The organism is Magnetococcus marinus MC-1, from assembly GCF_000014865.1.
GTDB lineage: Bacteria > Pseudomonadota > Magnetococcia > Magnetococcales > Magnetococcaceae > Magnetococcus > Magnetococcus marinus.
The window spans coordinates 1,537,467-1,556,889 of record NC_008576.1 but is presented as its reverse complement, the minus strand read 5'-3'; the positions used below and the strand labels follow the sequence as shown (position 1 = coordinate 1,556,889).

Below are 19,423 nucleotides of genomic sequence, written 5' to 3'. Positions count from 1 at the left end.
GATCAGTTAGCGGTCAGTTTGACCAGCACGCCAGGGCGGTGGCACATGGGTAGGGGGTTGGATTGGGTGTGCAGGTCGGTGCCCCGCTCAAACTTGCGGGGTTCCTGCTTGGCGTAGAGGGGCTGTCCCATCGTGTTAACCGACTCATTGAAGTCAGCCGGGGCAAAATAGGTACAGAATGTCTGGCTGGTCCCTGTAGGAAACGCATGCCCTTCACTCTCAGCGATAAAGCGTCGCACCGTACCCTCGGGATCGGTGGCCTGGCCCCGATACTCTTCAAAGGTGACGCCTGCGAAGGTAAAGCCGGAGCGCATGTCAGCACGCAGCGCTTCCCCCTGCTGCCAGCGTTCATAGGCCTTCTCGACTTTGGCGTGACCGGTGAGGGCATCAAAGAACTCGGGAGAGACCAATACACTTACCCCGGTCATGAATTCGCCCCGCAGGTTATCCTCCAGATAGCGTTTCAGCTCCAGGCACTTGGTCTTTACGTCGGTAGCGGGATCATCCAACTCAAAGTTGATGGTTTTGGGCGAGATCTCAAACTCATCAAAGAGGTTGTAGATCACGCTGCCATCGGCATCGAGAATCTCTCCCTTGAGTGCCCCCATGCGAAGGTGCTCCAGGGTGATGGCATGTTTATCCCGCATGGATTGTAGATGCTGGGAGAGCACATCAGATAGGGCTGAAAGCTCACCCTCAGAACCAAAAGCACGGATCCCGGCCACCTCTTCAGGGAGAACCACATCATCATGGGGGATGTGGGGGATCATGAAGGAGCGGATCTTCCGCTTGCCCCGTTTGCCGGTGGTACCGGGAGATCCCACGGTGGCGGTGGGGAGCAGAGAGAGCACCCCATTGCGCTCCTCAATGGCGATCTGACGCAGTCGGACCGGTTTGGAAGGCATCAGGTTGAGGCCCTCAAGCTTACCGTAGCGGTTGGGCAGAATATTGATGGCCGCTGTCAGAGCTACCGCCCCGAAAGCGTCATTACTGAATGGATTCGCTGCTAAGGGCATGGTTAAACTCCCTGACGGATAAGGATGCCCCGAGCCTCAAGGGCCGCCGTGGCTTCCAGTTTCTGTGTTTCATTGATGGATTCAGGCCAGACCACAGCATGGTCAGCCAGGATGGCGTGACGAAGGATGGCCACCTCTGGGGTATCCTGGCCCACTGGGGCCACAACCCTCTGGGCGATGATGCCGATGGGATCAGCGCTTCCATCCACCGCTGCGGGGTCCATGGCCACCACGTTGCTATCCCCGGTGGTCAGCACGGTGAAGTGATCCCCCACCACAAAGTCGGCAGCACCATCATCGATGGTGAATTTCAGGTGGGAGGTGTCATAAGCCACACCCACGGTCACATCGGGCAGGCGGTGACCATTGGGATCCACCACCTGGAAGGTGCCGCTGTCAGGGCTGGCGATGATGCAGGTAAGGCTGTAAACACCGGGCACAGCGCGGGGGCCCAGGGTAACGGTCCCGATGGTGCCATCGCCGCTGTTACCCGCATCGGCCGCAGCGGCTACCTCGGATTTGGTACGGCGACCAATCACGGTACCTACAGGCAGCACCCGTTCCGTACCCACCCCACCCAGCACGGTGACGGTCTCACGGGAATAAAGGTTGGGGGCTTCAAACTTGAGCACATCGCCAAGATTGTTGGCTTGTTGAATCGCAGGCATGGTTGATTACCTCCTTATTGACCGGCGAGTTTGCGGCAGGAGGCCACAACCGGGTTGGTTTCAAGACTCTGTCTGGGCTGCATACGGGTGCCATCTCCAGGCATCACCTCGGAGTGGATCTCCTCAGCATCGGCCCGTTTGGCTAGTAGCTCTTTGCGCACCACTTCAGCGGAGGTTCCTTCGGCGATATAGCCACCGGCTAAGTGGGGCATATCCGCCAGGGCACATAGATCCACAATGGCCTGAGCTTCATTGCGCATCTGTTTGCCATGCTCGGCACGGACCTTGTCCAGGTCCACAACGTTGGATACCGCAGATTGGTCAGTCAAATCCGACATTATGTCGGATTTGGCGTGAAGGTCAGGTTGGGATTGTCGTGACGTGACAACAGATGTTTCAGCCGCCGGATTTTCTTCCATGGGCATGGTTTCCTCCATATACACAGGTTCCCGCGGCAGTGCCGCTCGGTGAGAATAGGTCTTTTTGGACGCATCAATAGTTATTGACAGGCCAGCCAGGGCATCCCGGATGGTGCCAACCTGGTCAGCCAGACCAACCCGGATTGCCTTGTCGCCAAAGAACAGGCCTGCCTCGGTGGCACGCACCGCCGATTCATTCATCTTGCGACCTGCCGCCACGGCAGCGACGAACATACCGTAGAGCCGATCTACCTCCAGTTGCAGGTTAGTCCGAGCCTCTAGAGAGAGAGGGGCGTGGGTGGAAAAGTCATTTTTACGGGCTCCAGCAAACACGGTGGTGTAGCTGCGCCCCTCTTTGGCATCCTTCTCTGATTCATCCACATGGGCAGCGATGACGCCGATGGAGCCCACCCCTGCAGTCTGGGGCACGATGATCCGGTGAGCCTGGGAGGCGATGAGATAAGCGGCGGAAAAAGCATCATCGGCCAGCGCCCATATGGGCTTGTCCTGCCCCGCCTCCTGAATCATGGCAGCCAGATCGAACACCCCACCCACCTCTCCACCAGGGGAATCGACATCCATCAGGATGGCCCTGACTGCTGGGTCGGTAGCCGCATCCAGGATCTTCTCCTCGATGGATGCGTAGGATGTAAGTCCAGAAGCGGCCTCAATGGCTCCCGCCCGTTTCACCAGGGTGCCGTGGATGGGCACGACGGCAATCCCATTCGGCGTGATGAGCAGGTCAGAGCTATGATCCTTGGGCTCAAAGCCGCTGGGCATGGCAGATTGCTCCAAGCCGACGCGGGGAGCAATCACCGAGAGGATGGTTTCCAAGCGGGCACGGTCCACCATCAGCGGAGTCCCGAGGATTCGGGAAGCCACATGGGGCAACATGTTTTGTGTCATGGGTTTACTCTTCTAAATTGACCAGTTCAGGGTCAGATTGCCCAGAGTCGCGGGATACCCCAGAACGGGAGGTGCGACGGGCATCGGAGTCAAAGACCAGACCGAGATCATCGGCCCGTTGGTTATCTGCAGCGATCTCCCGGTCGATCTCCTCAATGTCATAGCCGTAGGTGGAGACCGCTTCGGCCCGGCTGAGCAGACCAGCGCGGATGGCCCAGATGATGGCATTGAACTCTTTCTGAGGATCCACCCACTGCCACCCTTGGGGAATCCATTTCACTGCCTGATATTCACGACGGCGATTTGGATAGTCGGGAAGCTGAAGAGCACCGGAGAGCACCGCCTGATCCATCCACCGCTCCCATACGGGACGGCAAAACTGATGGATCAATACCATGCGCTGGATCTGCTCCATTCGGCGGCGAAATTCCACCATACCGGCGCGAATACTGCTGTAGTTGACCCCACTGAGATCCCCGGTGAGCTGTTCATAGGTCAGACCCAGCCCCACAGCTACAGCGCGCAGTTGGGTGCGCATAAACTCTCCATACTGACCACCCACATCGGCTGGGTCAGAGAACTTTACATCCTCACCAGGCAAGAGTACCTGCATGGTACCGGGAGCCCAGGTGACGGGGACGGCCCCCTGTTCATCAGGATCCTGACCATCCTCACCGCCAACGCCCAACTCGGGGTCAGGTTTGGTGATGAAGCCGGCGATGAGCGCGGCGGTCTTTTTCCGCACCAGCTCCGCATCGTCGTACTGATCCAACTCATGGAGGCGAACCAGCGCCTGAGCCATCCAGGGTTCTCCTCTTAGCTGACCGGGGCGCAGAGGTTTGAAAATGTGACACACCTCTGAGCTAGGCACGCGGGCCACATCTCCCGCTTTGAACAGCATGGGCTGCTCACCGGGGTGTTCCCGAAACAGGTGGTAAGCGACCCGGCGACCGATCTTGTCGAATTCGATCCCAGCCCTTACCCGGTGACCATTGGGTAGATCCCGGCTATCGCTGGCGGGGAGATGCTCTGGTTCCAAGAGTTGCAACTGTAGTGGTACAATGAGGCCATCGCGGGCATCCCGATTGCGCAGCCGTACCAGCACCTCGCCCCCCTCGATCATAGCGCGGGCAATCAAAGCCTGGAGGCCATAAAAGCCCAGCATGCCGTGGGCATCAGCCTCACGGGTCCAGGCGAGCCATAATGCTTGGATCTGCGCTTTAATCTGAGGATTTTCTACCGTGGATTGGGGCTTGATACCGGTGCCCACCAGGTTCCCCACCAGGGAGTCCACCGCATTGGCCGCCCAGGCATTACGGCGAATAAGATCCCGTGACCGGGAGCGCATGAGCGTCGCATCCCGAAACAGCAGGGCATTGACCCCAGACTCTTCGGGCTGCCAATTGCCCAGTCGCCGACCAGATGCTGCACCCTCATATCCTGCCCGGCGTTTGGGAGGACCTCTAAACAGGCGCTTAAGCAGCTTCATTACAGATCCTTATTGCTGCGCACACGCAGGTGTCTGGCGACACGACGGTTGCCACCATTACGGGCTATTTCTCGGTCCAATAGATCCAACGCTTCACGGGCTTGGCTGAGGTCATATTGAACCGTCTTATCCCCATGACTGACGCGAGTTTGAAGAGATTCCAAACGCTCCAGGAGATTATCTCTTCGGACTTGTAATTCGGATACTGTGGCCATGGATATACCTCCAGTCAAAGGGCATTCTGGTTTCGTTGACCATCCAGCAAGGGAATGCTCTCATGAACGTTGCGGCCCGACATATACGAGAGGGAATGATCCAAGCCATTTCCACTCAAATTGAAACCAACGATCCCGCCATCTCACGGACCACCTTTGAGCGGCTGCAGAAAAGCGGTTTTGATGCAGATGAAGCCAAACGCCTCATGGCCAGCGTACTGGCTCATGAGATGTTCATGATCAACCAGCACAATCAGCCTTACGATTCGAATCGTTACGCTGCATTGATGGGCCAATTACCTCGCCTCCCGGGGTAATCACATCCAACTCGATTGAATGACCCGTCGTTTCGGTTTGATGCGTTTGGGTTGTGAGGCCCCCGACTCGGGCATGGCATTCTTCAACGGGTGTTCCGCAAGCTTTTCAACATCCCGGTTCAGTCGAAAGCCCATGGCAATCAGCCCCTGCAGGGCCGCCATGGCGTACACTCGGCAATCCAGGGCCTCGTTGCGGTCAGAGTCCCGCTTCTTCCACTCCCGAATGGGGCGGCCCTTGTGATAACGGGTCACCACCGATTCAGCGGTGAGCTGTTTGAAGTAGTCCCCATCCCGTTGCATGGGAAAGTGCAGATAGCCGGGGCCTGGCTCTTCAATGCGTAGACGGGAGAGGATCGCCTCTTTGCAGGCATCCACCCCAACGATGAAGAGGGGCACCTTGCCCTTGTTCTTGGTGGAGGGCTTGCGGGGCCAGATCGGAACGCCCATTCCTCCACGTCCCTTGATGGCCCAGATCCGTCTGCCCTGACGTGATCGGCAGAAGGCATAGGATTTCAGGGTATGGTGACCACCAGTATCAATGGCAACGGCCCGGATGGTCATATCCGGTAGTTGCCGACTATGTGGGCGTGGATGTCGGAGCAGATTATCCAGATCCTCCCACACCGCTGGGGAAGAGGGATCCCCCCACAGTACCCGGTAATCGATGGACCAGGACTCTTCTTCCCGTCCCCAACCTACGATTTCAATTTCAAGACGATCATCCTGAACATCCACACCAGCTGTGAGCACAGCCACATCAGCAGGGAGCAGTTCACCCCATGCCTCTCGGCGCGCCATGAGCCCTTCACCATCGACACGATCTGCATCCTCTTCCCAGGTCTCGCCCAGCTTGGTGTTGGTCCATGTTTTCAAGCGGGGCGGATCTTTATAGACTTGACCATGCTCTACCGCCACATCCCCCCATGAGGTCCATCCATGAGGGGAATAGAGAGATGAAAGATGAAACCCTGCCGTTCTCCCATCACCATCCCCTTCAGCCAACCATACCCCCTCACGAAACATCTGGCTTTTCTGGTAATCCTGGATGGGGGCATGACAGAATTCACACTCATAAAATGCAGCTTGCCGCTCACCCTTGTGCCATTTCACCTGGGCCCACACCAGCACCTGAAACTCACCACAGTGGGGGCATGGTACGTAGAACTTACGCTGATCACTTTCAGCATAGGCTGCTTCTATCCTTGAATAGCCTTTGATAGTCGGTGTCGAGACCATCAGAATTTTGCGGTTGGCAAAGGTAACGGTACGCTGAACCGCCAACGCTACGGGATCCCCTTCCCCATCAGCATCCCCTGGATACCCGTCAATCTCATCCATGAACAGAAAGCGGATGGGCATGGAACGGAGACCAACCGCACTGTTGGCACCAGTCATCATCAGAATCCCCCCTGGGAACTCCTTTGAGAGCACGGTATTGCCAGAGTCCCTGGATCGGGGATCCTTTACGATCTGCTGAAGGACGGTGCTTCCCTCAATCAAGGGATCAATACGCTGTTTTGAATTCCGCTTGGCGGTTTCAACCGTGGGCTGTACCAACAGCATGGGCCCTGGGGCCTGTTGAATCACATAGCCAATCCAGTTAAGCCCAGCTTCTGTGCCCCCCAGTTGAGCCCCCTTCATAAACACCACCCGCTCCACAGATGAGGAGGGTGAGAGACAATCCATGATCTCTTTTAGATACGGGGTACGGCTTGTGCGCCATGGCCCTGGTTCACCCGAGGCCACCGAGGAGAGCATTCTATTGGCATCTGCCCACTCTGAGACTGTCAGTAGAGGATCCGGTTTGAGACCTTGCATGAATGCGTGATCATAAACCTCTACTGCAGATTGACGCATTTTTATAGACGCCTTTGTTCCTTATTTGGCATACTGCATATCAATGCGCATGATTAATGCGCATTGATATTTAACACTGTAGACCTCAACGGTGACGGATGATGCATACTTCTCAAACTGAAAGCGCCAAGAAAGATCGCGTCAATCTAAGCATGAACAGTGAGCTTGTTCAGAAGGCAAAAGCGCTCAACATCAACCTTTCCAAAGAGCTGGAGAAGCACCTGGATAAATTGGTTGCGGAACGCCAGCAACAGGTATGGAAAGAGGAGAACCAAGAGGCCATCAAGCAGTACAATTCACGTGTGTTAACCGATGGCCTCTTTGGCGATAAGCTGAGGCAGTTCTAATGGCTCAATTCGATTACTACCTGTACAAAAAGCGCAAGAAGGATGATATCTACCTCATCGAGGTGCAAAACGACATGCTCGATGAGCTGGAGACTCGAGTTGTCATTCCACTACGCCCTCTCTATACCGGTCAGCAACCCATGCGTATTTTGCAGCCCACCATTGAATTCGCCTCTGGGGTTCATTATCTATCCACATCTGAGATGGCAGCTATCAGTCGACATGAGTTGGAATTGAAGATGGGGAATCTCAGTGAACATCGCGATAAGATCATTGCTGCCATTGATCTGCTCTTTACTGGCTTCTAAGGTCACCCTTCGATTCCCTCCAGCGCAGCTCGGATCTCTCGAACCAAAGTCCCGTGCACCACAGAGGCGTTAGCCTCTGCAGCAAGCTCAGCGGCCAAACGATCAGGCAGTTTCAAAAGCTGATCCCTAACCAGCCGTGCCCGATTGAAGGCTGCTATCTTCACCTCATCGGCTTCCACGTACTTGCCAGCTTCAATCTTCTCCTTGATCTCCAGCAGGCTGCCGCGCTTCAACTCACTGCGTATCCGCGCTTTTAGCAGCATGGTGGGCAGTCCGGCATGGCCTCCCTGGGGTAACAGGTCACCGCCCTCATCTGCACCACTCACTGCCGATACAGGTCCCCGACTCTCCATCACCTTCCGCTGGACAGGTCGTGCGGGCTCTCGGACCGACTCAAGGCCCTGCGAAGCTTGTACAGGGTCCACCTTGCCATCGACCAGTCGCACCACCCCCTTCTTCACCAGCTTGCTGACATATTGGCGCGAAAAGCCCTGCTGACGCGCCCATTCCGACTGGCTCAGAAGCATATCTACTCGATTGTTTTTGATGCAGATTCTACTGGATAAGATGGTAGCTGTATGGCTTCATGTAATCACCAAAGCAAATCGCACAGGAGATTGATTATGAACGAGAAACTAAACCAAGAGCAGCGCCTTGAAGCCTTTGCCGAAGGGTTGGCTGAACTCACCCGCAAACACGGGGTGGCACTGCGCGTTACCGGCGGAGTGATCATCGAAGCGCCAGAAAGTTTCGAAGGGATCGAATACTTCACAGGAAACAACGGGGATCTTCTTCCCCGCATTGGCGACAACTGGCTTTGAAACAAACCTCACAACGGAGAACGAACATGACCATCCCACTCACCACTACCCAACGCACGATCATTGAAGCCGCTGCCCAGCGCACCGACGGATCCATCAACCCTCTACCGGAACGCATTCGGGGAGGAGCGCAAGGCAAGGTGATCAACGCCCTTGAAGCCAAAGGTTTAATCGAGAACGTAAGCAACAACCCTCCCTACCCCAACTGGGTCCTTACCAACGCCGCATACCAGGCTATTGGCCAGGAGCCTCCTGCCCCATCTTCTGTTGAAAATCAGACCATCGATGCCATGGCTGAGGAAACAGATCCCCCGGAGGACCACAAGGCAGAGATCTTTAGCAAGATCGCCCTGGATCACCTTTTCATCGATACGCTGGAGACCCGCAATGCTGACAGCCTCGACTTCCACAACGTCAGCGTCTGGGGCGTCCAGAGCGCTTTGGAAGCCGCTTATCAAGCTGGTATTGAAACAGCTCAACGCAAAACGCCCCGATCCAGAGGGACCAGGGCGAATTCAAAACAGGCCAAAATGATTGAGATGATGCAGCGGCCCGGCGGAGCGACGTTGGAGCAACTATCTACTGAGACGGGCTGGGGATCCAACACAATCAGAGGCTCGATTTCTGGCATCCTAAAAAGGAAACTGGGCCTTGATGTAAACCGTGAAAAGATCGACGGAGTGAGCACCTACTTTATCAAATGAGGTTGATGGAGAACCGGCCCGGCAAAGACCGGGCGGTTCAACGGCCACTTAAGATCAGCCGTTCAGAGAGTCCTTCAAAGCCTTGCCCGCTTTAAACTTCACGCTCTTGGATGCCGCTATCTGAATCTCAGCACCTGTCTGAGGATTACGGCCTGTGCGTGCAGCACGTTCACCAAGGGAAAATGTGCCAAAACCAGGAAGTTGCACTGTTTCACCATTACCCAGTGCATCTGAAATGGCTTCAAAACACGCCTTGATCACCTGATTAGCATCTGACTGACTCATTTCAGCTTTTTCAGCTACGGCTTTCTTCAACTCTGCCATCTTCATCCATTTGCTCCTTAAGGAACCCCTTTGGTTCAAAGAGAGGTGATTTTCACGGCCTTCGGACCTTTATCCCCTGGTTCCACGCTGAATTCAACTTTTTGTCCCTCTTCAAGAGACTTAAACCCACTGCCAGAAGATATCTCAGAAAAATGAGCAAAAACATCCTTGGAACCATTATCAGGGGCGATAAAACCGAACCCCTTGTCATTATTGAACCATTTCACTGTACCGGTAATGCGATCAGCCATGCGTACTACTCCATGAGGATTGAAAGAGGCACGCATCTTAACATCAAACGTAATCACCTCTCCAATTCAATTCCACGATCCGCCGCCACGTCCTCGAAGCTCTTCCCACCAGAACCATCCAGGTAGACGATCTTCCCGGTGGCCTGGATGAACCGCTTTACCGCCACATCCACATAGATCGGTGAGATCTCCATGGCATGCACCCGCCGACCAGTCATCTCCCCAGCCATGATCTGAGAGCCGGAACCGCTGAAGGGCTCATAACAGAGGCCGCCCCGTTCCACATGCTGGCGCATGGGAATGGCAAAGCAGTCCAGTGGTTTTGGTGTGGGATGGTCGGGCCGTTCGTCACCAGAGAGTCCCTGGATATCCCATACGGTGGAGAGAAACTCTGCTCCATCTGCTTTGGGTGGCATATTGCCTTTGATCCATCCCATCAAGCAGGGCTCATGCTTCCACAGGTACTTGGAGCGGGTGAGCACCCCTTTTTCCTTATTCCAAATGATCTGCTGGTGCTGAAACGCACCCATTTTTTCCCATACTGCCTCCAGCATCGCCTGCCGTTTGGAAGCGTGCCAGCAGTACCAAGCCGCGTTGGGTTCAATGGCGTGGTCGATGGCAGTACGGATGAACCCCTCATAGAGCTCAGGTCCCTGAGAAGAGTCATCCCAGGTCACACCGTAGCTGTCAGACCAATCCTTGTTTAGGGACTCCCGCTTACGGGTCTCTTTGGAGCCAGGATGATTGGTGCCATCATAATCCACCAGATAGGGAGGATCGGTGGCGAAGAGGATGGCGCGCTCACCGTTCATCAACCGAATCACATCATCGGGATTGAGGCTGCTACCGCATAGGAGGCGATGTTCCCCCAAGATCCACAGATCACCGGTTTGAGAGACCGGGGTTACTGGCGGTTCAGGAACGACATCACCGTCCCCTGCCCCAGCCCCACCCTCATCACCGATACCGTCGGCGTCCAACTCGGCAAACAGACGGTCCAGTTCCTCGCTGTCAAAGCCTGTAATCTGAAGGTCAAAATCCTCTTCCTTCAGCGCAGCCAACTCAACCCGTAGCATCTCCTCATCCCAGCCAGCATTGAGGGCCAGTTGGTTATCACTAATGACGAGGGCACGTCGCTGGGTTTCGTTCAGATGAGAGAGCACAATCACGGGGACCGCTTCCAGCCCCAGTTTGCGGGCTGCCATCACACGACCATGCCCGGCTACCATCACCCCATCATCACCCACAAGAACCGGGTTTACAAACCCAAACTCAACAATGGAGGCTGCGATCTGGGCAACCTGTGCATCCGAGTGCGTCCTGGCATTGCGGGCATAGGGGATCAACCGGTCGACGGGCCAATCCGCCACCTGAAGGTTCAAGTTCATACACTATGTATCCTTGGGGATGTCAACCGGTTTACAGGTTGACAAAAGAGGTTGGTTGACCACATCAGGTTAACGCTCAAAACGTGTCGCTATGTGAGTTTGGGCCGTTCTGTCAACCTGTGTGTCAACCTAGATTTCAGCCCTGTCGCTAGGCAACTCTTGCGCTCTCGCGGAACCCATTGATTTTACAGCGTTCCAGGTCCCGTGCGATTTTGTCAACCATTTACTTTTCAAACACTTACAAACCATGAAAAAGTTCGTTCCCAGGTCCTTTCGCCTACCAAAATAATTCAGCAAACCGCTTTCAATTGCGGCTTTGAACCAACAAGAGTAATCTGAAACCGTACCCTGCGGTGCTCGTGAGACACTGTTCCCTTGGCCCACTCTTTTGGTTCTTGGAACTGGGACTTGTTGGATGCTCTCACGCCCAGGCTGGGGAGTCTTCCCCACTAAGGGTGTGTGACCTCCACACCGGATCCACCTTGTATTCAGGGTGCCATGTGGTTCCATGTCCACGGCATACGCGGGGGAGTTATGAATCCATCTCCTGCCCGGAGCTATGTATGTCAGTTGATCAAAAACGTCGCCAGAAAAAATTAGCTCGAAAAAAAGACAAAAGAAAAAAAATCGGTAGTAACAGTAATCTTTCGGGAATGTTCTCAGTTGCTCAACGTTTAGCCGCTTCTACCGAGTTGCCCGTTTTCGATAGTTTTGTAGCTGATACACTTTTTGACAGAGGGATAGGAAATTTAATCCTGAGTCGAAAAGTTGCTACAGGAGAATTCGCTTTTGGGTGCTATTTAATTGATATCTGGTGTCTTGGTGTAAAGAACTGTTTTTGCAATATTATTCCAGCTTTTCAATATGATGAATTCATTAAACAGGCCCGTGACCGTGAAAACATCATTCCCATCCACCCGACATGTCTTAGCAAGATTGTTAACTCATCTGTCGAATACGCCCATTCTCTTGGTTTTAAACCGCATCCAGACTTTAAGCTTGCAAAAATAGTATTAAACGGTATCGATCCACTGCTCTGTCCTTCGGAGTATGAGCTTGGTAGAGATGGCAAACCATTTTATATGTCAGGCCCGAATGATTCTGAGGCTTTCTCAAAAAAGGTTGTGAAGCAACTTGATAAGGTGTGTGGTGAAGGAAATTACGATTTTATGGTGGATCTAAATTTCTTTAAAAGTAATTGATGTCAGAGGGTTGAAGTAGAGAAGGCCTCTTCCATTGCCCTCCCAAAGTTCTCTTGAAAGCGCGCTTCTACCACTGCCTTTACCGTATCCATGAACCCAAAGCGCGGCTTGATCTCTACCCGGTCGGCAAAGAGGTACATCATCTTCAGTTTGCGCCCCTTACGACCACTACGACGCCACACAGCGTAGGTAGAAGGATCATCATGCAAGGGCGCGATGAAGTGATTGGGCTTCTTCAGCAGAGCACCGGGAAACTTCCCTGGCCGGGTCACCGACTTGGGGTTGGGGCGGGCTCCCACAGGAACGCCCAAGGCATCCCCGGTTTGGGAGCGCTTGGACCCACCGGTCTCCTGCATAGCCATGAATGGGTCTAGAACCCGAACAGAAGCCTGCAGATCACTCTTCTTGGCCGGTTTGATCCGGATACCTTTGGCTACCCACCCTGTGCGGATGGTGAAGCGCTCTGGAAGGCGACGACGCACCTCAGCTTGAGCATCTTGCGCTGTGCGGGTCAAAGCGACTGCGGTGGCGTATCTGACCTGCTTGGCAAGGTTGTCTGCAGCTTGTGCAATCTGTCGTCTGTTGGCCTCGACACGGATCATTTTTGGCAGGCCTCTTCAACCAGGTCCACCCGCCCCTCCAGCGCCTTGATAGCTTGGTCACGCAGAGCAAAGTCGCGGTGAGCATCAGTGGCCCGATAGCGCTCATAGGACGCCTCGTCCACCCGAGCAGCCAGGGCATCCACCCGACCACTGAGGATGGCGAGTTCAACACGCATCTGCTCTATGGTCGTGAGTTGCCACGCCATCAACGCTGCGACCCCCATGGTCAACACGGTCTGGACATGCCGTTCCAGGCCACGACGGCGTTCAACCATCACTTCTTGTGGGCTCACGAACGATCCCCTTTTTCCGCGATGAATACCGAAGCCAGAGCCGCCCCAGCCGCCAGTAACTCGGTAATGGCTCCCGTTTGCTCATGGCTCAGTCCAAACATGGCCAGGAGGACCGCCACGCCGCTCCAGGACGAGGGCTCTTTCACTCGACCAAGAACGGTTTTTACCAGCAGGGAAATGGGCATCTCTTCTACCTCCAACACAGAAATTATTGCAAACCAACGGATGCTTCGATATACATCTGAAGACACTGTATTCGTTAATCAATCCAATAAACTGGATCAATCATGACTAAATCTGAACTCATTCTCACTATTGCCGCGCAAAAAGGCTTAACCAAGCAATACGCAGCTATGGTCGTCGACCTCGTTTTTAGTGAACTCGGCAAGGCTTTAGCCAAAGGGGAAAGAGTTGAGCTTCGAGGCTTTGGCGTATTTGAGCCGAGAGCCAGGAAGCCGCGTGCTGCGCGCAATCCCAAAACTGGTGAAAAAGTAGCTGTTGAGTCCAAAACGGCTGTGCACTTCAAGCCTGGGCTGGATATGCGCAAGCGCGTAGACTACTGAGGTCAGTACGACCAAATCGTTGGCCGAGGCTGACCAAGTGCTGCATCCAAGGTGTCCAGGTGGATGAAACGGGACTTGTGCTGGCCTCGCTGGCTAACCCCGATGCCGGTGAACCCATGGTGCATGGCCAACGCCATCAGGGCATGGGCATCTTCACCGGAGACCTGTACGTCTACAGCCCTGCCGGTGGTGTGAGGTCCATTGGATCCGGTTGTGGATACGGATGCGTTGTGGTTGGGGCAGCGGTATGCGCTGTTGACGATAATGGGTTTGCCATAGGCCATGCGGAGTTCTTCAAGCCGAGCCATGAAACGCTCGTCCATCACCGACCGGCCACAGCCACAATGGCATTGCAGTTCAGCATGGGAGAAATGTGGCCAATGCTGTTCAGACATGCTCTTCACCCCCTCCGAGCAGGATGCGTAACAGCACGCCCATCATGGCCACGGCAAAAAGCCCGATGATCAGCGACCCAGCCACCGTAGCCACCATCAGCAGTGAAGTTCCCATCTCTACCCCCATAAACGGCGAAACCCACCGCCAGGTTGCACTGGGGTGGGTTTCTCGTGTTTCGTGCGATGCGGGTCTTCTGCCCGACTATAGCGCTAATACTACCAAAATCTGCCGATCGTGTCCGGAACTAAAACGTCCGGACACGTTTTCCTTGGTTAAGCACAGCCACGACTTGGAAAATGGCAGACTTCCAATGTGCCGCAAGCGTTGATCTGGCTCGACCAAATCGCCGCATGAGCAATTTCCAAGGCACCCTTTCGGCACGGTACCAAACCAAGCGCCGATGATCCGGCTCAAGCCATTCCAACCACCCCATCACCTCATCAAGGCGGTCGATGGCAGCTGGGGAAGGTGGTCCCAGCCTAGCCTCTGCCGTACCCCAGCCGTAGGCATCGTAAAATTCATGGATCACCTCCGGCCAAGCAGAACGAACCTCCTCAGGCTTGAGTCCCTTCACAGGCAACCGCTTCATCGTGAACGCTGCCTCTTCTAGCCGTTTTGCTACAGCTGGAGCATCCCATTTCTGCTCACGCATGACACACCCCCTTGCGGCGTTTTTGGCCATAAAGCCGATCCCCCAGTTGCTTGACCAACTCCCGCTCTGGCCAGCTGAGGCGATTGTCATCGTGCGACACCACCAGGATGCCGTGGCGATTCCAACCATATCGCTTCTGCTCATCCACATCCACCTGGCTGCTCTGAAACCGGGCCAAGGGGCTGCGGGGCATATTGGGGCCGCCGTTCATCGCGCACCTCCCTGGTCGATCTGCCAATGCAGCAGGGCCAAAGCGTCGGCCTCGTTGTCATCCTCCGGGGTGTATCCCAGGCGCTTCATGGCGTGAGTCACCTGCTCCTTGCTGGCGTTGCCTTTGCCCGTAGCTGATTTTTTGATGCTGCCCACGGGCACCCCCATGTAGGGCACCTCATGGTGCTCTGCCCAGGCTGTGAGGTGGGCCAGGAATCCGCCATACACATGGGCCGCTGTCGTTCCGATATGCCTGCGCACCTCCTCAAACAGGATCTGTCCTACATCGCTGGTGAAGTGCATCTCATCCAGCCAGGCCTTGAACCTGACCCACTGCATACCGCCCCCTTCAAACCTGCCCAGCTTGAACGACACCGTGCCGCTGGTGATGGTCCCATCGGGGTGGTGCAGCGCCCACCCCAACTGGGTACCAAGATCCAGGGCCAACACTGTCCTGTTTTCATCTGTGCCCCGATGGGGCAAACTCTGAGTAGCCATATCTTCCTCCATTGGCTGATGTGGTCAGGACGGTGGTGCAGGTCTTGGCGGAGCTCACCACCGTCCGATTTGAATCCGCTCCCTTTGCCGGGCTGCGGAATTGTTGAACAGTCATTCATGATGGGGGGTGGGTTTCCATACCACCCCCATCTATATATTTATATATAGGGAAAGCCGGGAACCGGGAACGAGCTGATTTCTCCTTAAGTAATCAATAAGTTAAACATCTTCCCGGAATGGCCGGGAACGTTCCCGGCGGGAACGGTGCACCCTATACAATTCAATATGTTAACGTTCCCGGTTCCCGGATTTTTCCGGGAATGGGTAGGTTCCGGGAACGCATTTTTCCTCATCATTCAGCTCCAGATCCCAGCTGAAATTCACCGACGCCAAGTGCAAACTCACCCCCCGGAACATCGAGCCATTTTTTGATATGACTACCCGGTGCTACGCACTGCACTAGCCGTCCTGTTCGCAATAAGGAGTCAATCAACTCTGCTATCTTATGCTTGGAAAACGCCTGTAAGTCGCCTGGAAGCTCTGATCTACGTTCAAAGACACCATTACCGCCAGTTTTCGTGAATGGTTGGCCATTGGATGCTGCTTTACCCAGAGCCATGACAAGACTTTTACTTAAATCTTCATTGCCACTGATGCGCATAGCGAGGTCAACTGAACGATCTTGTAGTAACCCTGTCGATGACTCGCGAACATAGACCCTAACTGCTTTATCAACTGGCCAGTTGCTTTTGACCACCGCACCATTGAACACAGAGTCACGTTCATAACTGCGTTGCAGTTGGGTACAGATTTTGATGGATTCATCCTGTGAGGCTTCCCATAGGGCGTAAGACCAGCGCCCACCGTCAACTAGGGCAGTGGTGCCACGGATGGCTTCTCTGGCTTCACTGGCGCTGTGAATGGGTTTGCTACCCACTTTCTTGAAATGGTGCGCTACTAATGTGGTTGCCCCTGTTTCAGCAGCAATGCGGCCCAACCCAGCAAAGAACATGGACCCTGCGGCGGGGTCACTATTGACATCTCCACCTGCAAAGCTTTGGAGTGGATCGATGACCACTAATCGCAGGTCTGGGATTTCCAATAGCTCCTGACGCATCTCCTCGTAGGCATCAGTGAGTACAGGGCCTTCACGACCCATGGCGACAAGGGGCATAGCACCACCTGCATTGGGCAGTGGAATCACAATCAGCCTTCTGGGATCTGGAAGATCTCCAACAAGCAGATTGAGTCGTCTGTGGATCTCATCTTGATCGTCCTCAGCGGTGAGCATGACCGCTGTACCTTCAATAGGGACCAAAGGACCTCCCAGCGCCTCTGTGGGAATGGGATTCCCTGTATGTATCTGAGCCACCTTGATGCAAAGGTCCAACAACAGCATGCTTTTTCCTGCTCCACCGATGGCGGCGACCATGCCGGGCACTCCGAGGGGAAGAACACCCTCAACCAACCACTCCCGTGGCGGGGGTGGGCCGTCATAACGGTCGAAGGTCCAATCCATCAGTCGGATGCGGCGTTTCCGGGTCTGTGGTTCCTGACGTGGTGTTCCATGGATGAAAGCACGCACATCCATCCCTTCAGCCATGGCATCAGCGGCATCCCATTTTTCAGGTTTCTCCTCCGGTGGAGTGAGAATGGATACTTCCCGAACACCCGCGTTTCTGGCGGCCTGTGAAGCCAATTGGGCGTACTCCCATCCTGCCTTGTCCCGGTCGGGCCAGATGATTACCCGCTTTCCCTGGAGAACACTCCAATCGGCACGGTTGATCTGTCCCTTGGAGCCCATGGAGGTGGTGGCCGGGATTCCCGCATCGATGAGCGCCTGGGCGCTCTTTTCCCCTTCGACCAGCACCACCTCAGCGGCGTGAATGATGCCGGGGAGGTTGTAGAGGGGCGTCACCGCTGGCGACTGCCACTTGCCGGTGCGCACATCCAGAGGGCGGAACTGCTTTCGGCGGCCCGGAGGATCGTAACGGTAGACACAGACCAGTAGTTGGCCATTGGTATCGAAATAGTCCCACTTACCGGTATGGGGCCCCAGCTCATCCATGGGGGGTTCACGCCGTTGAGTTGGTTGCATCGAAACAGGTGGTAATCTCACGGACTCTCCCAGCCAGCCGCGCACATCATCCATGACGTCACGGAACTGGGTGCGGGTGTCCATGCCTCGTGACCGGGCCCACAGGTCCAGGATGTCGCCACCCGAACCTGCGGCATGGTCGTACCAGACCCCAGCCTTTTCGCCGGTCAGTTCTACCTTCATACTTTCACCGGGGTTGCCCTCCACATCGCCGATGAAGAACTGCCCATGACGAACCTTCCCGGCAGGCAGAAGGTGATACAGCACCGACTCAATCTGGCTCTGCAGACGTGCCTTGATCTCCTCCTTTTCATGATGCTGTTCTGCAACAGAGGAAAACTCCTGCTGCCCACCGGCATCATTGAAATCGAGATATGGAGCCCCATTATTCATGCTGATAGACTCCAGCAGCGATCTGCCCAGCTACACATACGGCACTGGAAGTGTGTCGACTCCCGGCTGATCCGGGGTAGTAGCTCATGGGCCTCTGTGGCTTTGATGATGCGCACAGCGCGATCGGACATCTTCTGCGCAAGTGGGGCATCAAAAGGCACCAGTTCGTGATGGATTTCGGACGTATCCTTGTTGATGGCGGTGAACAGCGCCGGGTTGGCCGAGATGCCCCCTACCTGGGGCTCCATATATGCCTGATAGATGGCGACCTGGGCTGCGTATACCGGCTTGGAGAGGGCCACCCCGCGCTTTACAGTGTCATTCCAGGATTTATTGTTGAGGGACTTGCACTCCCATAGACAGGGGTAACCCATGCTGATGCTGTTTGGGCCAGACACGATGATCCCGTCTACGTGGCCCTGAATCCGACCGCCAGCGGCTTCGAAGCCGAACTGCTCGCCATTAGGGCGATTACCCTTGGTGGTGAAGAGCTCGAATCCAGCCATGCGCAGCCAGCGAATCGCCATATCCTCAAACAGGTGTCCAGCGGCGAAAATGCGCAGGAGCTGCCCATCAAAATCCTTCCCCGTATCCTTGGGAGCATGGGCGTACTCAAACTGCAGCGCCCGTTCACAAGCCACTCCTAAACGGGATGCGCCCAGATAGGTGCGAGGGGTCTGTTGGCGGTTTTCCACCTCCAAAGCCTCATCAATCAGATGATTGATGGCGGGGGCGATGCCCCCACCGTTGTGATTATAATCCAACATGGTCATGCCCCTTTCATATCCTGGTGGCATTCACGGAGGATCTCTATGGGATAACTATTGACCGACCCCCAGCGCTCATCAGGGACCTGTCCCATACGAATGGCGAGGTTCCGACACATCTCAGATGCCTTTATGCCCAGTTGCTTGGCATAAGCGAGGGGTGCAGGGATACCCTCTTTGCGGCAATACGCCAGGGCAGTCATGTATCCGGTGTTGCCATCCATGTCTGATTGGCGTTGGGCAATGGCATCCAACTGCTGTTGTTGGTTGTGCTGCAGTTCCGCAATCTGGCTCAGTCTCTGCTCCTGTTCCCAGTTGGCCTTGGCCATCAGATAGAGCTGGTGGGCCGTGGAGGTGGGTGCGGTTCGGAAGTAGCGATTGACCAGCTCTCTCTGAACCTTCCAGGCCAGATCGTCGGTGAAGGATTTCACCAACATGAGATAGCCAGACTCGGTCAAGAGGGTCAGCCCTCTTGTGGGGATCTCAATATCAAAGGAACGAAATTCGTCTTTTTTAGAGAAATCAATAAGGTAGAAGTCTTCTCTGTCCAGGAAGCGTTCTCGATTTGCGCCGAAGTTTCTAGACGCGGTCCCCACTGGGCGCTGGTGAATCTGATCTACCATAGCTAGGGTGATGACCCGCCTTCCTTGATACTCAACGATGGGAAACTCACTATTTCCGATGCTGATCATCGCGTTGTGGTTATGCGTGTTCATTAG

General features: G+C 55.0%; 28 protein-coding genes and 1 other RNA gene. 8 read left to right on the top strand and 21 right to left on the bottom strand.

What is annotated here, in order from left to right:
• Nucleotides 1–2 precede the first annotated feature (2 nt).
• From MMC1_RS06440 to MMC1_RS06415, 5 genes are read right to left on the bottom strand one after another with little or no spacing between them, the layout of a single operon-like run.
• Nucleotides 3–1,016 (bottom strand): major capsid protein, encoded by a 1,014-nt coding sequence (locus tag MMC1_RS06440; protein WP_011712929.1) that lies wholly within the window; start codon nt 1,014–1,016, stop codon nt 3–5.
• A gap of 2 nt (nt 1,017–1,018) precedes the next feature.
• Nucleotides 1,019–1,684, bottom strand: a complete 666-nt coding sequence (locus MMC1_RS19725; RefSeq protein ID WP_011712928.1) for a head decoration protein — start codon at nt 1,682–1,684, stop codon at nt 1,019–1,021.
• Nucleotides 1,685–1,698: 14 nt separating this feature from the next.
• Nucleotides 1,699–3,009: a S49 family peptidase gene (locus tag MMC1_RS06425; protein WP_049757631.1), complete on the bottom strand. Its 1,311-nt coding sequence runs from the start codon at nt 3,007–3,009 to the stop codon at nt 1,699–1,701.
• 4 nt (nt 3,010–3,013) lie between these two features.
• Nucleotides 3,014–4,498: a phage portal protein gene (locus MMC1_RS06420; protein WP_011712926.1), complete on the bottom strand. Its 1,485-nt coding sequence runs from the start codon at nt 4,496–4,498 to the stop codon at nt 3,014–3,016.
• Nucleotides 4,498–4,713, bottom strand: coding sequence for a phage head-tail joining protein (locus MMC1_RS06415; RefSeq protein WP_011712925.1), 216 nt, complete (start codon nt 4,711–4,713; stop codon nt 4,498–4,500). Before MMC1_RS06415 ends, MMC1_RS06420 begins: the two co-directional genes overlap by 1 nt.
• A 62-nt stretch (nt 4,714–4,775) precedes the next feature.
• On the opposite strand from MMC1_RS06415, the gene MMC1_RS06410 reads away from it, so the two are divergent.
• Nucleotides 4,776–5,030 carry a DUF1841 family protein gene (locus tag MMC1_RS06410; protein WP_041640906.1) on the top strand — a complete coding sequence of 85 codons (255 nt, stop codon included), beginning with the start codon at nt 4,776–4,778 and terminating at the stop codon, nt 5,028–5,030.
• On the opposite strand, the gene MMC1_RS06405 is transcribed toward MMC1_RS06410, so the two are convergent.
• Nucleotides 5,031–6,887 (bottom strand): phage terminase large subunit family protein, encoded by a 1,857-nt coding sequence (locus MMC1_RS06405; protein WP_011712923.1) that lies wholly within the window; start codon nt 6,885–6,887, stop codon nt 5,031–5,033.
• 98 nt (nt 6,888–6,985) lie between these two features.
• On the opposite strand from MMC1_RS06405, the gene MMC1_RS06400 reads away from it, so the two are divergent.
• Nucleotides 6,986–7,234: a type II toxin-antitoxin system CcdA family antitoxin gene (locus tag MMC1_RS06400; RefSeq protein ID WP_041640903.1), complete on the top strand. Its 249-nt coding sequence runs from the start codon at nt 6,986–6,988 to the stop codon at nt 7,232–7,234.
• The gene (locus tag MMC1_RS06395) at nt 7,234–7,542 is read left to right on the top strand and encodes a CcdB family protein (protein ID WP_011712921.1); all 309 of its coding nucleotides are present in this window, start codon (nt 7,234–7,236) and stop codon (nt 7,540–7,542) included. The genes MMC1_RS06400 and MMC1_RS06395 overlap by 1 nt, the downstream gene beginning before the upstream one ends.
• Nucleotides 7,543–7,544: 2 nt before the next feature.
• Here the strand turns inward: MMC1_RS06395 and MMC1_RS06390 are convergent, their stop codons facing one another.
• Nucleotides 7,545–8,069, bottom strand: coding sequence for a hypothetical protein (locus MMC1_RS06390; protein WP_011712920.1), 525 nt, complete (start codon nt 8,067–8,069; stop codon nt 7,545–7,547).
• A 96-nt stretch (nt 8,070–8,165) separates the two neighbouring features.
• On the opposite strand from MMC1_RS06390, the gene MMC1_RS06385 reads away from it, so the two are divergent.
• A complete protein-coding gene (locus MMC1_RS06385; RefSeq protein ID WP_011712919.1) occupies nt 8,166–8,363 on the top strand; it encodes a hypothetical protein in 198 nt (65 codons plus the stop codon).
• A gap of 26 nt (nt 8,364–8,389) precedes the next feature.
• Nucleotides 8,390–9,067 carry a DUF3489 domain-containing protein gene (locus tag MMC1_RS19720; protein ID WP_011712918.1) on the top strand — a complete coding sequence of 226 codons (678 nt, stop codon included), beginning with the start codon at nt 8,390–8,392 and terminating at the stop codon, nt 9,065–9,067.
• 54 nt (nt 9,068–9,121) lie between these two features.
• Here the strand turns inward: MMC1_RS19720 and MMC1_RS06375 are convergent, their stop codons facing one another.
• Genes MMC1_RS06375 through MMC1_RS06365 form a run of 3 tightly spaced genes read right to left on the bottom strand, consistent with a single transcriptional unit; the run spans nt 9,122 to nt 11,030 of the window.
• The gene (locus MMC1_RS06375) at nt 9,122–9,397 is read right to left on the bottom strand and encodes an HU family DNA-binding protein (protein WP_011712917.1); all 276 of its coding nucleotides are present in this window, start codon (nt 9,395–9,397) and stop codon (nt 9,122–9,124) included.
• Between the two features lie 29 nt (nt 9,398–9,426).
• Nucleotides 9,427–9,642: a cold-shock protein gene (locus tag MMC1_RS06370; protein WP_011712916.1), complete on the bottom strand. Its 216-nt coding sequence runs from the start codon at nt 9,640–9,642 to the stop codon at nt 9,427–9,429.
• A 53-nt stretch (nt 9,643–9,695) separates the two neighbouring features.
• Nucleotides 9,696–11,030 (bottom strand): site-specific DNA-methyltransferase, encoded by a 1,335-nt coding sequence (locus MMC1_RS06365; protein WP_011712915.1) that lies wholly within the window; start codon nt 11,028–11,030, stop codon nt 9,696–9,698.
• Between the two features lie 342 nt (nt 11,031–11,372).
• Between MMC1_RS06365 and ssrS the strand changes: the two genes are divergently transcribed.
• A non-coding RNA gene (gene ssrS, locus MMC1_RS21110) (6S RNA) lies at nt 11,373–11,564 on the top strand.
• 29 nt (nt 11,565–11,593) lie between these two features.
• Nucleotides 11,594–12,232 carry a hypothetical protein gene (locus tag MMC1_RS19715; RefSeq protein ID WP_049757629.1) on the top strand — a complete coding sequence of 213 codons (639 nt, stop codon included), beginning with the start codon at nt 11,594–11,596 and terminating at the stop codon, nt 12,230–12,232.
• A gap of 2 nt (nt 12,233–12,234) precedes the next feature.
• Here the strand turns inward: MMC1_RS19715 and MMC1_RS06355 are convergent, their stop codons facing one another.
• Genes MMC1_RS06355 through MMC1_RS06345 form a run of 3 tightly spaced genes read right to left on the bottom strand, consistent with a single transcriptional unit; the run spans nt 12,235 to nt 13,312 of the window.
• On the bottom strand, nt 12,235–12,834 hold the full coding sequence (locus MMC1_RS06355) for a hypothetical protein (RefSeq protein WP_011712913.1): 600 nt from the start codon (nt 12,832–12,834) through the stop codon (nt 12,235–12,237).
• Complete coding sequence (locus tag MMC1_RS06350; protein ID WP_011712912.1) at nt 12,831–13,127, bottom strand: hypothetical protein; 297 nt, start codon at nt 13,125–13,127, stop codon at nt 12,831–12,833. Before MMC1_RS06350 ends, MMC1_RS06355 begins: the two co-directional genes overlap by 4 nt.
• Entirely contained in the window at nt 13,124–13,312 is a 189-nt protein-coding gene (locus MMC1_RS06345; RefSeq protein WP_011712911.1) for a hypothetical protein, read from the bottom strand. The genes MMC1_RS06350 and MMC1_RS06345 overlap by 4 nt, the downstream gene beginning before the upstream one ends.
• A gap of 102 nt (nt 13,313–13,414) precedes the next feature.
• Here MMC1_RS06345 and MMC1_RS06340 point away from each other — a divergent pair, with 102 nt between their 5' ends.
• Entirely contained in the window at nt 13,415–13,690 is a 276-nt protein-coding gene (locus tag MMC1_RS06340; RefSeq protein WP_011712910.1) for an HU family DNA-binding protein, read from the top strand.
• A 2-nt stretch (nt 13,691–13,692) separates the two neighbouring features.
• On the opposite strand, the gene MMC1_RS06335 is transcribed toward MMC1_RS06340, so the two are convergent.
• From MMC1_RS06335 to MMC1_RS06305, 8 genes are all read right to left on the bottom strand, one after another.
• Nucleotides 13,693–14,085: a D-Ala-D-Ala carboxypeptidase family metallohydrolase gene (locus tag MMC1_RS06335; protein WP_011712909.1), complete on the bottom strand. Its 393-nt coding sequence runs from the start codon at nt 14,083–14,085 to the stop codon at nt 13,693–13,695.
• Entirely contained in the window at nt 14,078–14,200 is a 123-nt protein-coding gene (locus tag MMC1_RS22350) for a hypothetical protein (RefSeq protein WP_265101274.1), read from the bottom strand. The genes MMC1_RS06335 and MMC1_RS22350 overlap by 8 nt, the downstream gene beginning before the upstream one ends.
• A gap of 130 nt (nt 14,201–14,330) precedes the next feature.
• A complete protein-coding gene (locus MMC1_RS06330; RefSeq protein ID WP_011712908.1) occupies nt 14,331–14,738 on the bottom strand; it encodes a DUF6362 family protein in 408 nt (135 codons plus the stop codon).
• Nucleotides 14,731–14,949 carry a hypothetical protein gene (locus tag MMC1_RS06325; protein WP_011712907.1) on the bottom strand — a complete coding sequence of 73 codons (219 nt, stop codon included), beginning with the start codon at nt 14,947–14,949 and terminating at the stop codon, nt 14,731–14,733. Before MMC1_RS06325 ends, MMC1_RS06330 begins: the two co-directional genes overlap by 8 nt.
• On the bottom strand, nt 14,946–15,446 hold the full coding sequence (locus MMC1_RS06320; protein ID WP_011712906.1) for a crossover junction endodeoxyribonuclease RuvC: 501 nt from the start codon (nt 15,444–15,446) through the stop codon (nt 14,946–14,948). Before MMC1_RS06320 ends, MMC1_RS06325 begins: the two co-directional genes overlap by 4 nt.
• Before the next feature lie 352 nt (nt 15,447–15,798).
• Complete coding sequence (locus MMC1_RS06315; RefSeq protein WP_011712905.1) at nt 15,799–17,937, bottom strand: AAA family ATPase; 2,139 nt, start codon at nt 17,935–17,937, stop codon at nt 15,799–15,801.
• Nucleotides 17,934–18,710 carry a PD-(D/E)XK nuclease family protein gene (locus tag MMC1_RS06310; RefSeq protein WP_011712904.1) on the bottom strand — a complete coding sequence of 259 codons (777 nt, stop codon included), beginning with the start codon at nt 18,708–18,710 and terminating at the stop codon, nt 17,934–17,936. The genes MMC1_RS06315 and MMC1_RS06310 overlap by 4 nt, the downstream gene beginning before the upstream one ends.
• Nucleotides 18,707–19,420, bottom strand: coding sequence for an ORF6N domain-containing protein (locus tag MMC1_RS06305; protein WP_011712903.1), 714 nt, complete (start codon nt 19,418–19,420; stop codon nt 18,707–18,709). Before MMC1_RS06305 ends, MMC1_RS06310 begins: the two co-directional genes overlap by 4 nt.
• Nucleotides 19,421–19,423 lie beyond the last annotated feature (3 nt).

Excerpts from the sequence above, each read along its gene's own strand:
- MMC1_RS06440 (WP_011712929.1), bottom strand. The coding sequence starts at position 1,016 with ATGCCCTTAGCAGCGAATCCATTCAGTAATGACGCTTTCGGGGCGGTA.
- MMC1_RS19725 (WP_011712928.1), bottom strand. The coding sequence starts at position 1,684 with ATGCCTGCGATTCAACAAGCCAACAATCTTGGCGATGTGCTCAAGTTT.
- MMC1_RS06425 (WP_049757631.1), bottom strand. The coding sequence starts at position 3,009 with ATGACACAAAACATGTTGCCCCATGTGGCTTCCCGAATCCTCGGGACT.
- MMC1_RS06420 (WP_011712926.1), bottom strand. The coding sequence starts at position 4,498 with ATGAAGCTGCTTAAGCGCCTGTTTAGAGGTCCTCCCAAACGCCGGGCA.
- MMC1_RS06415 (WP_011712925.1), bottom strand. The coding sequence starts at position 4,713 with ATGGCCACAGTATCCGAATTACAAGTCCGAAGAGATAATCTCCTGGAG.
- MMC1_RS06410 (WP_041640906.1), top strand. The coding sequence starts at position 4,776 with ATGAACGTTGCGGCCCGACATATACGAGAGGGAATGATCCAAGCCATT.
- MMC1_RS06405 (WP_011712923.1), bottom strand. The coding sequence starts at position 6,887 with ATGCGTCAATCTGCAGTAGAGGTTTATGATCACGCATTCATGCAAGGT.
- MMC1_RS06400 (WP_041640903.1), top strand. The coding sequence starts at position 6,986 with ATGATGCATACTTCTCAAACTGAAAGCGCCAAGAAAGATCGCGTCAAT.
- MMC1_RS06395 (WP_011712921.1), top strand. The coding sequence starts at position 7,234 with ATGGCTCAATTCGATTACTACCTGTACAAAAAGCGCAAGAAGGATGAT.
- MMC1_RS06390 (WP_011712920.1), bottom strand. The coding sequence starts at position 8,069 with ATGCTTCTGAGCCAGTCGGAATGGGCGCGTCAGCAGGGCTTTTCGCGC.
- MMC1_RS06385 (WP_011712919.1), top strand. The coding sequence starts at position 8,166 with ATGAACGAGAAACTAAACCAAGAGCAGCGCCTTGAAGCCTTTGCCGAA.
- MMC1_RS19720 (WP_011712918.1), top strand. The coding sequence starts at position 8,390 with ATGACCATCCCACTCACCACTACCCAACGCACGATCATTGAAGCCGCT.
- MMC1_RS06375 (WP_011712917.1), bottom strand. The coding sequence starts at position 9,397 with ATGAAGATGGCAGAGTTGAAGAAAGCCGTAGCTGAAAAAGCTGAAATG.
- MMC1_RS06370 (WP_011712916.1), bottom strand. The coding sequence starts at position 9,642 with ATGGCTGATCGCATTACCGGTACAGTGAAATGGTTCAATAATGACAAG.
- MMC1_RS06365 (WP_011712915.1), bottom strand. The coding sequence starts at position 11,030 with ATGAACTTGAACCTTCAGGTGGCGGATTGGCCCGTCGACCGGTTGATC.
- MMC1_RS19715 (WP_049757629.1), top strand. The coding sequence starts at position 11,594 with ATGTCAGTTGATCAAAAACGTCGCCAGAAAAAATTAGCTCGAAAAAAA.
- MMC1_RS06355 (WP_011712913.1), bottom strand. The coding sequence starts at position 12,834 with ATGATCCGTGTCGAGGCCAACAGACGACAGATTGCACAAGCTGCAGAC.
- MMC1_RS06345 (WP_011712911.1), bottom strand. The coding sequence starts at position 13,312 with ATGCCCATTTCCCTGCTGGTAAAAACCGTTCTTGGTCGAGTGAAAGAG.
- MMC1_RS06340 (WP_011712910.1), top strand. The coding sequence starts at position 13,415 with ATGACTAAATCTGAACTCATTCTCACTATTGCCGCGCAAAAAGGCTTA.
- MMC1_RS06335 (WP_011712909.1), bottom strand. The coding sequence starts at position 14,085 with ATGTCTGAACAGCATTGGCCACATTTCTCCCATGCTGAACTGCAATGC.
- MMC1_RS22350 (WP_265101274.1), bottom strand. The coding sequence starts at position 14,200 with ATGGGAACTTCACTGCTGATGGTGGCTACGGTGGCTGGGTCGCTGATC.
- MMC1_RS06330 (WP_011712908.1), bottom strand. The coding sequence starts at position 14,738 with ATGCGTGAGCAGAAATGGGATGCTCCAGCTGTAGCAAAACGGCTAGAA.
- MMC1_RS06325 (WP_011712907.1), bottom strand. The coding sequence starts at position 14,949 with ATGAACGGCGGCCCCAATATGCCCCGCAGCCCCTTGGCCCGGTTTCAG.
- MMC1_RS06320 (WP_011712906.1), bottom strand. The coding sequence starts at position 15,446 with ATGGCTACTCAGAGTTTGCCCCATCGGGGCACAGATGAAAACAGGACA.
- MMC1_RS06315 (WP_011712905.1), bottom strand. The coding sequence starts at position 17,937 with ATGAATAATGGGGCTCCATATCTCGATTTCAATGATGCCGGTGGGCAG.
- MMC1_RS06310 (WP_011712904.1), bottom strand. The coding sequence starts at position 18,710 with ATGACCATGTTGGATTATAATCACAACGGTGGGGGCATCGCCCCCGCC.
- MMC1_RS06305 (WP_011712903.1), bottom strand. The coding sequence starts at position 19,420 with ATGAACACGCATAACCACAACGCGATGATCAGCATCGGAAATAGTGAG.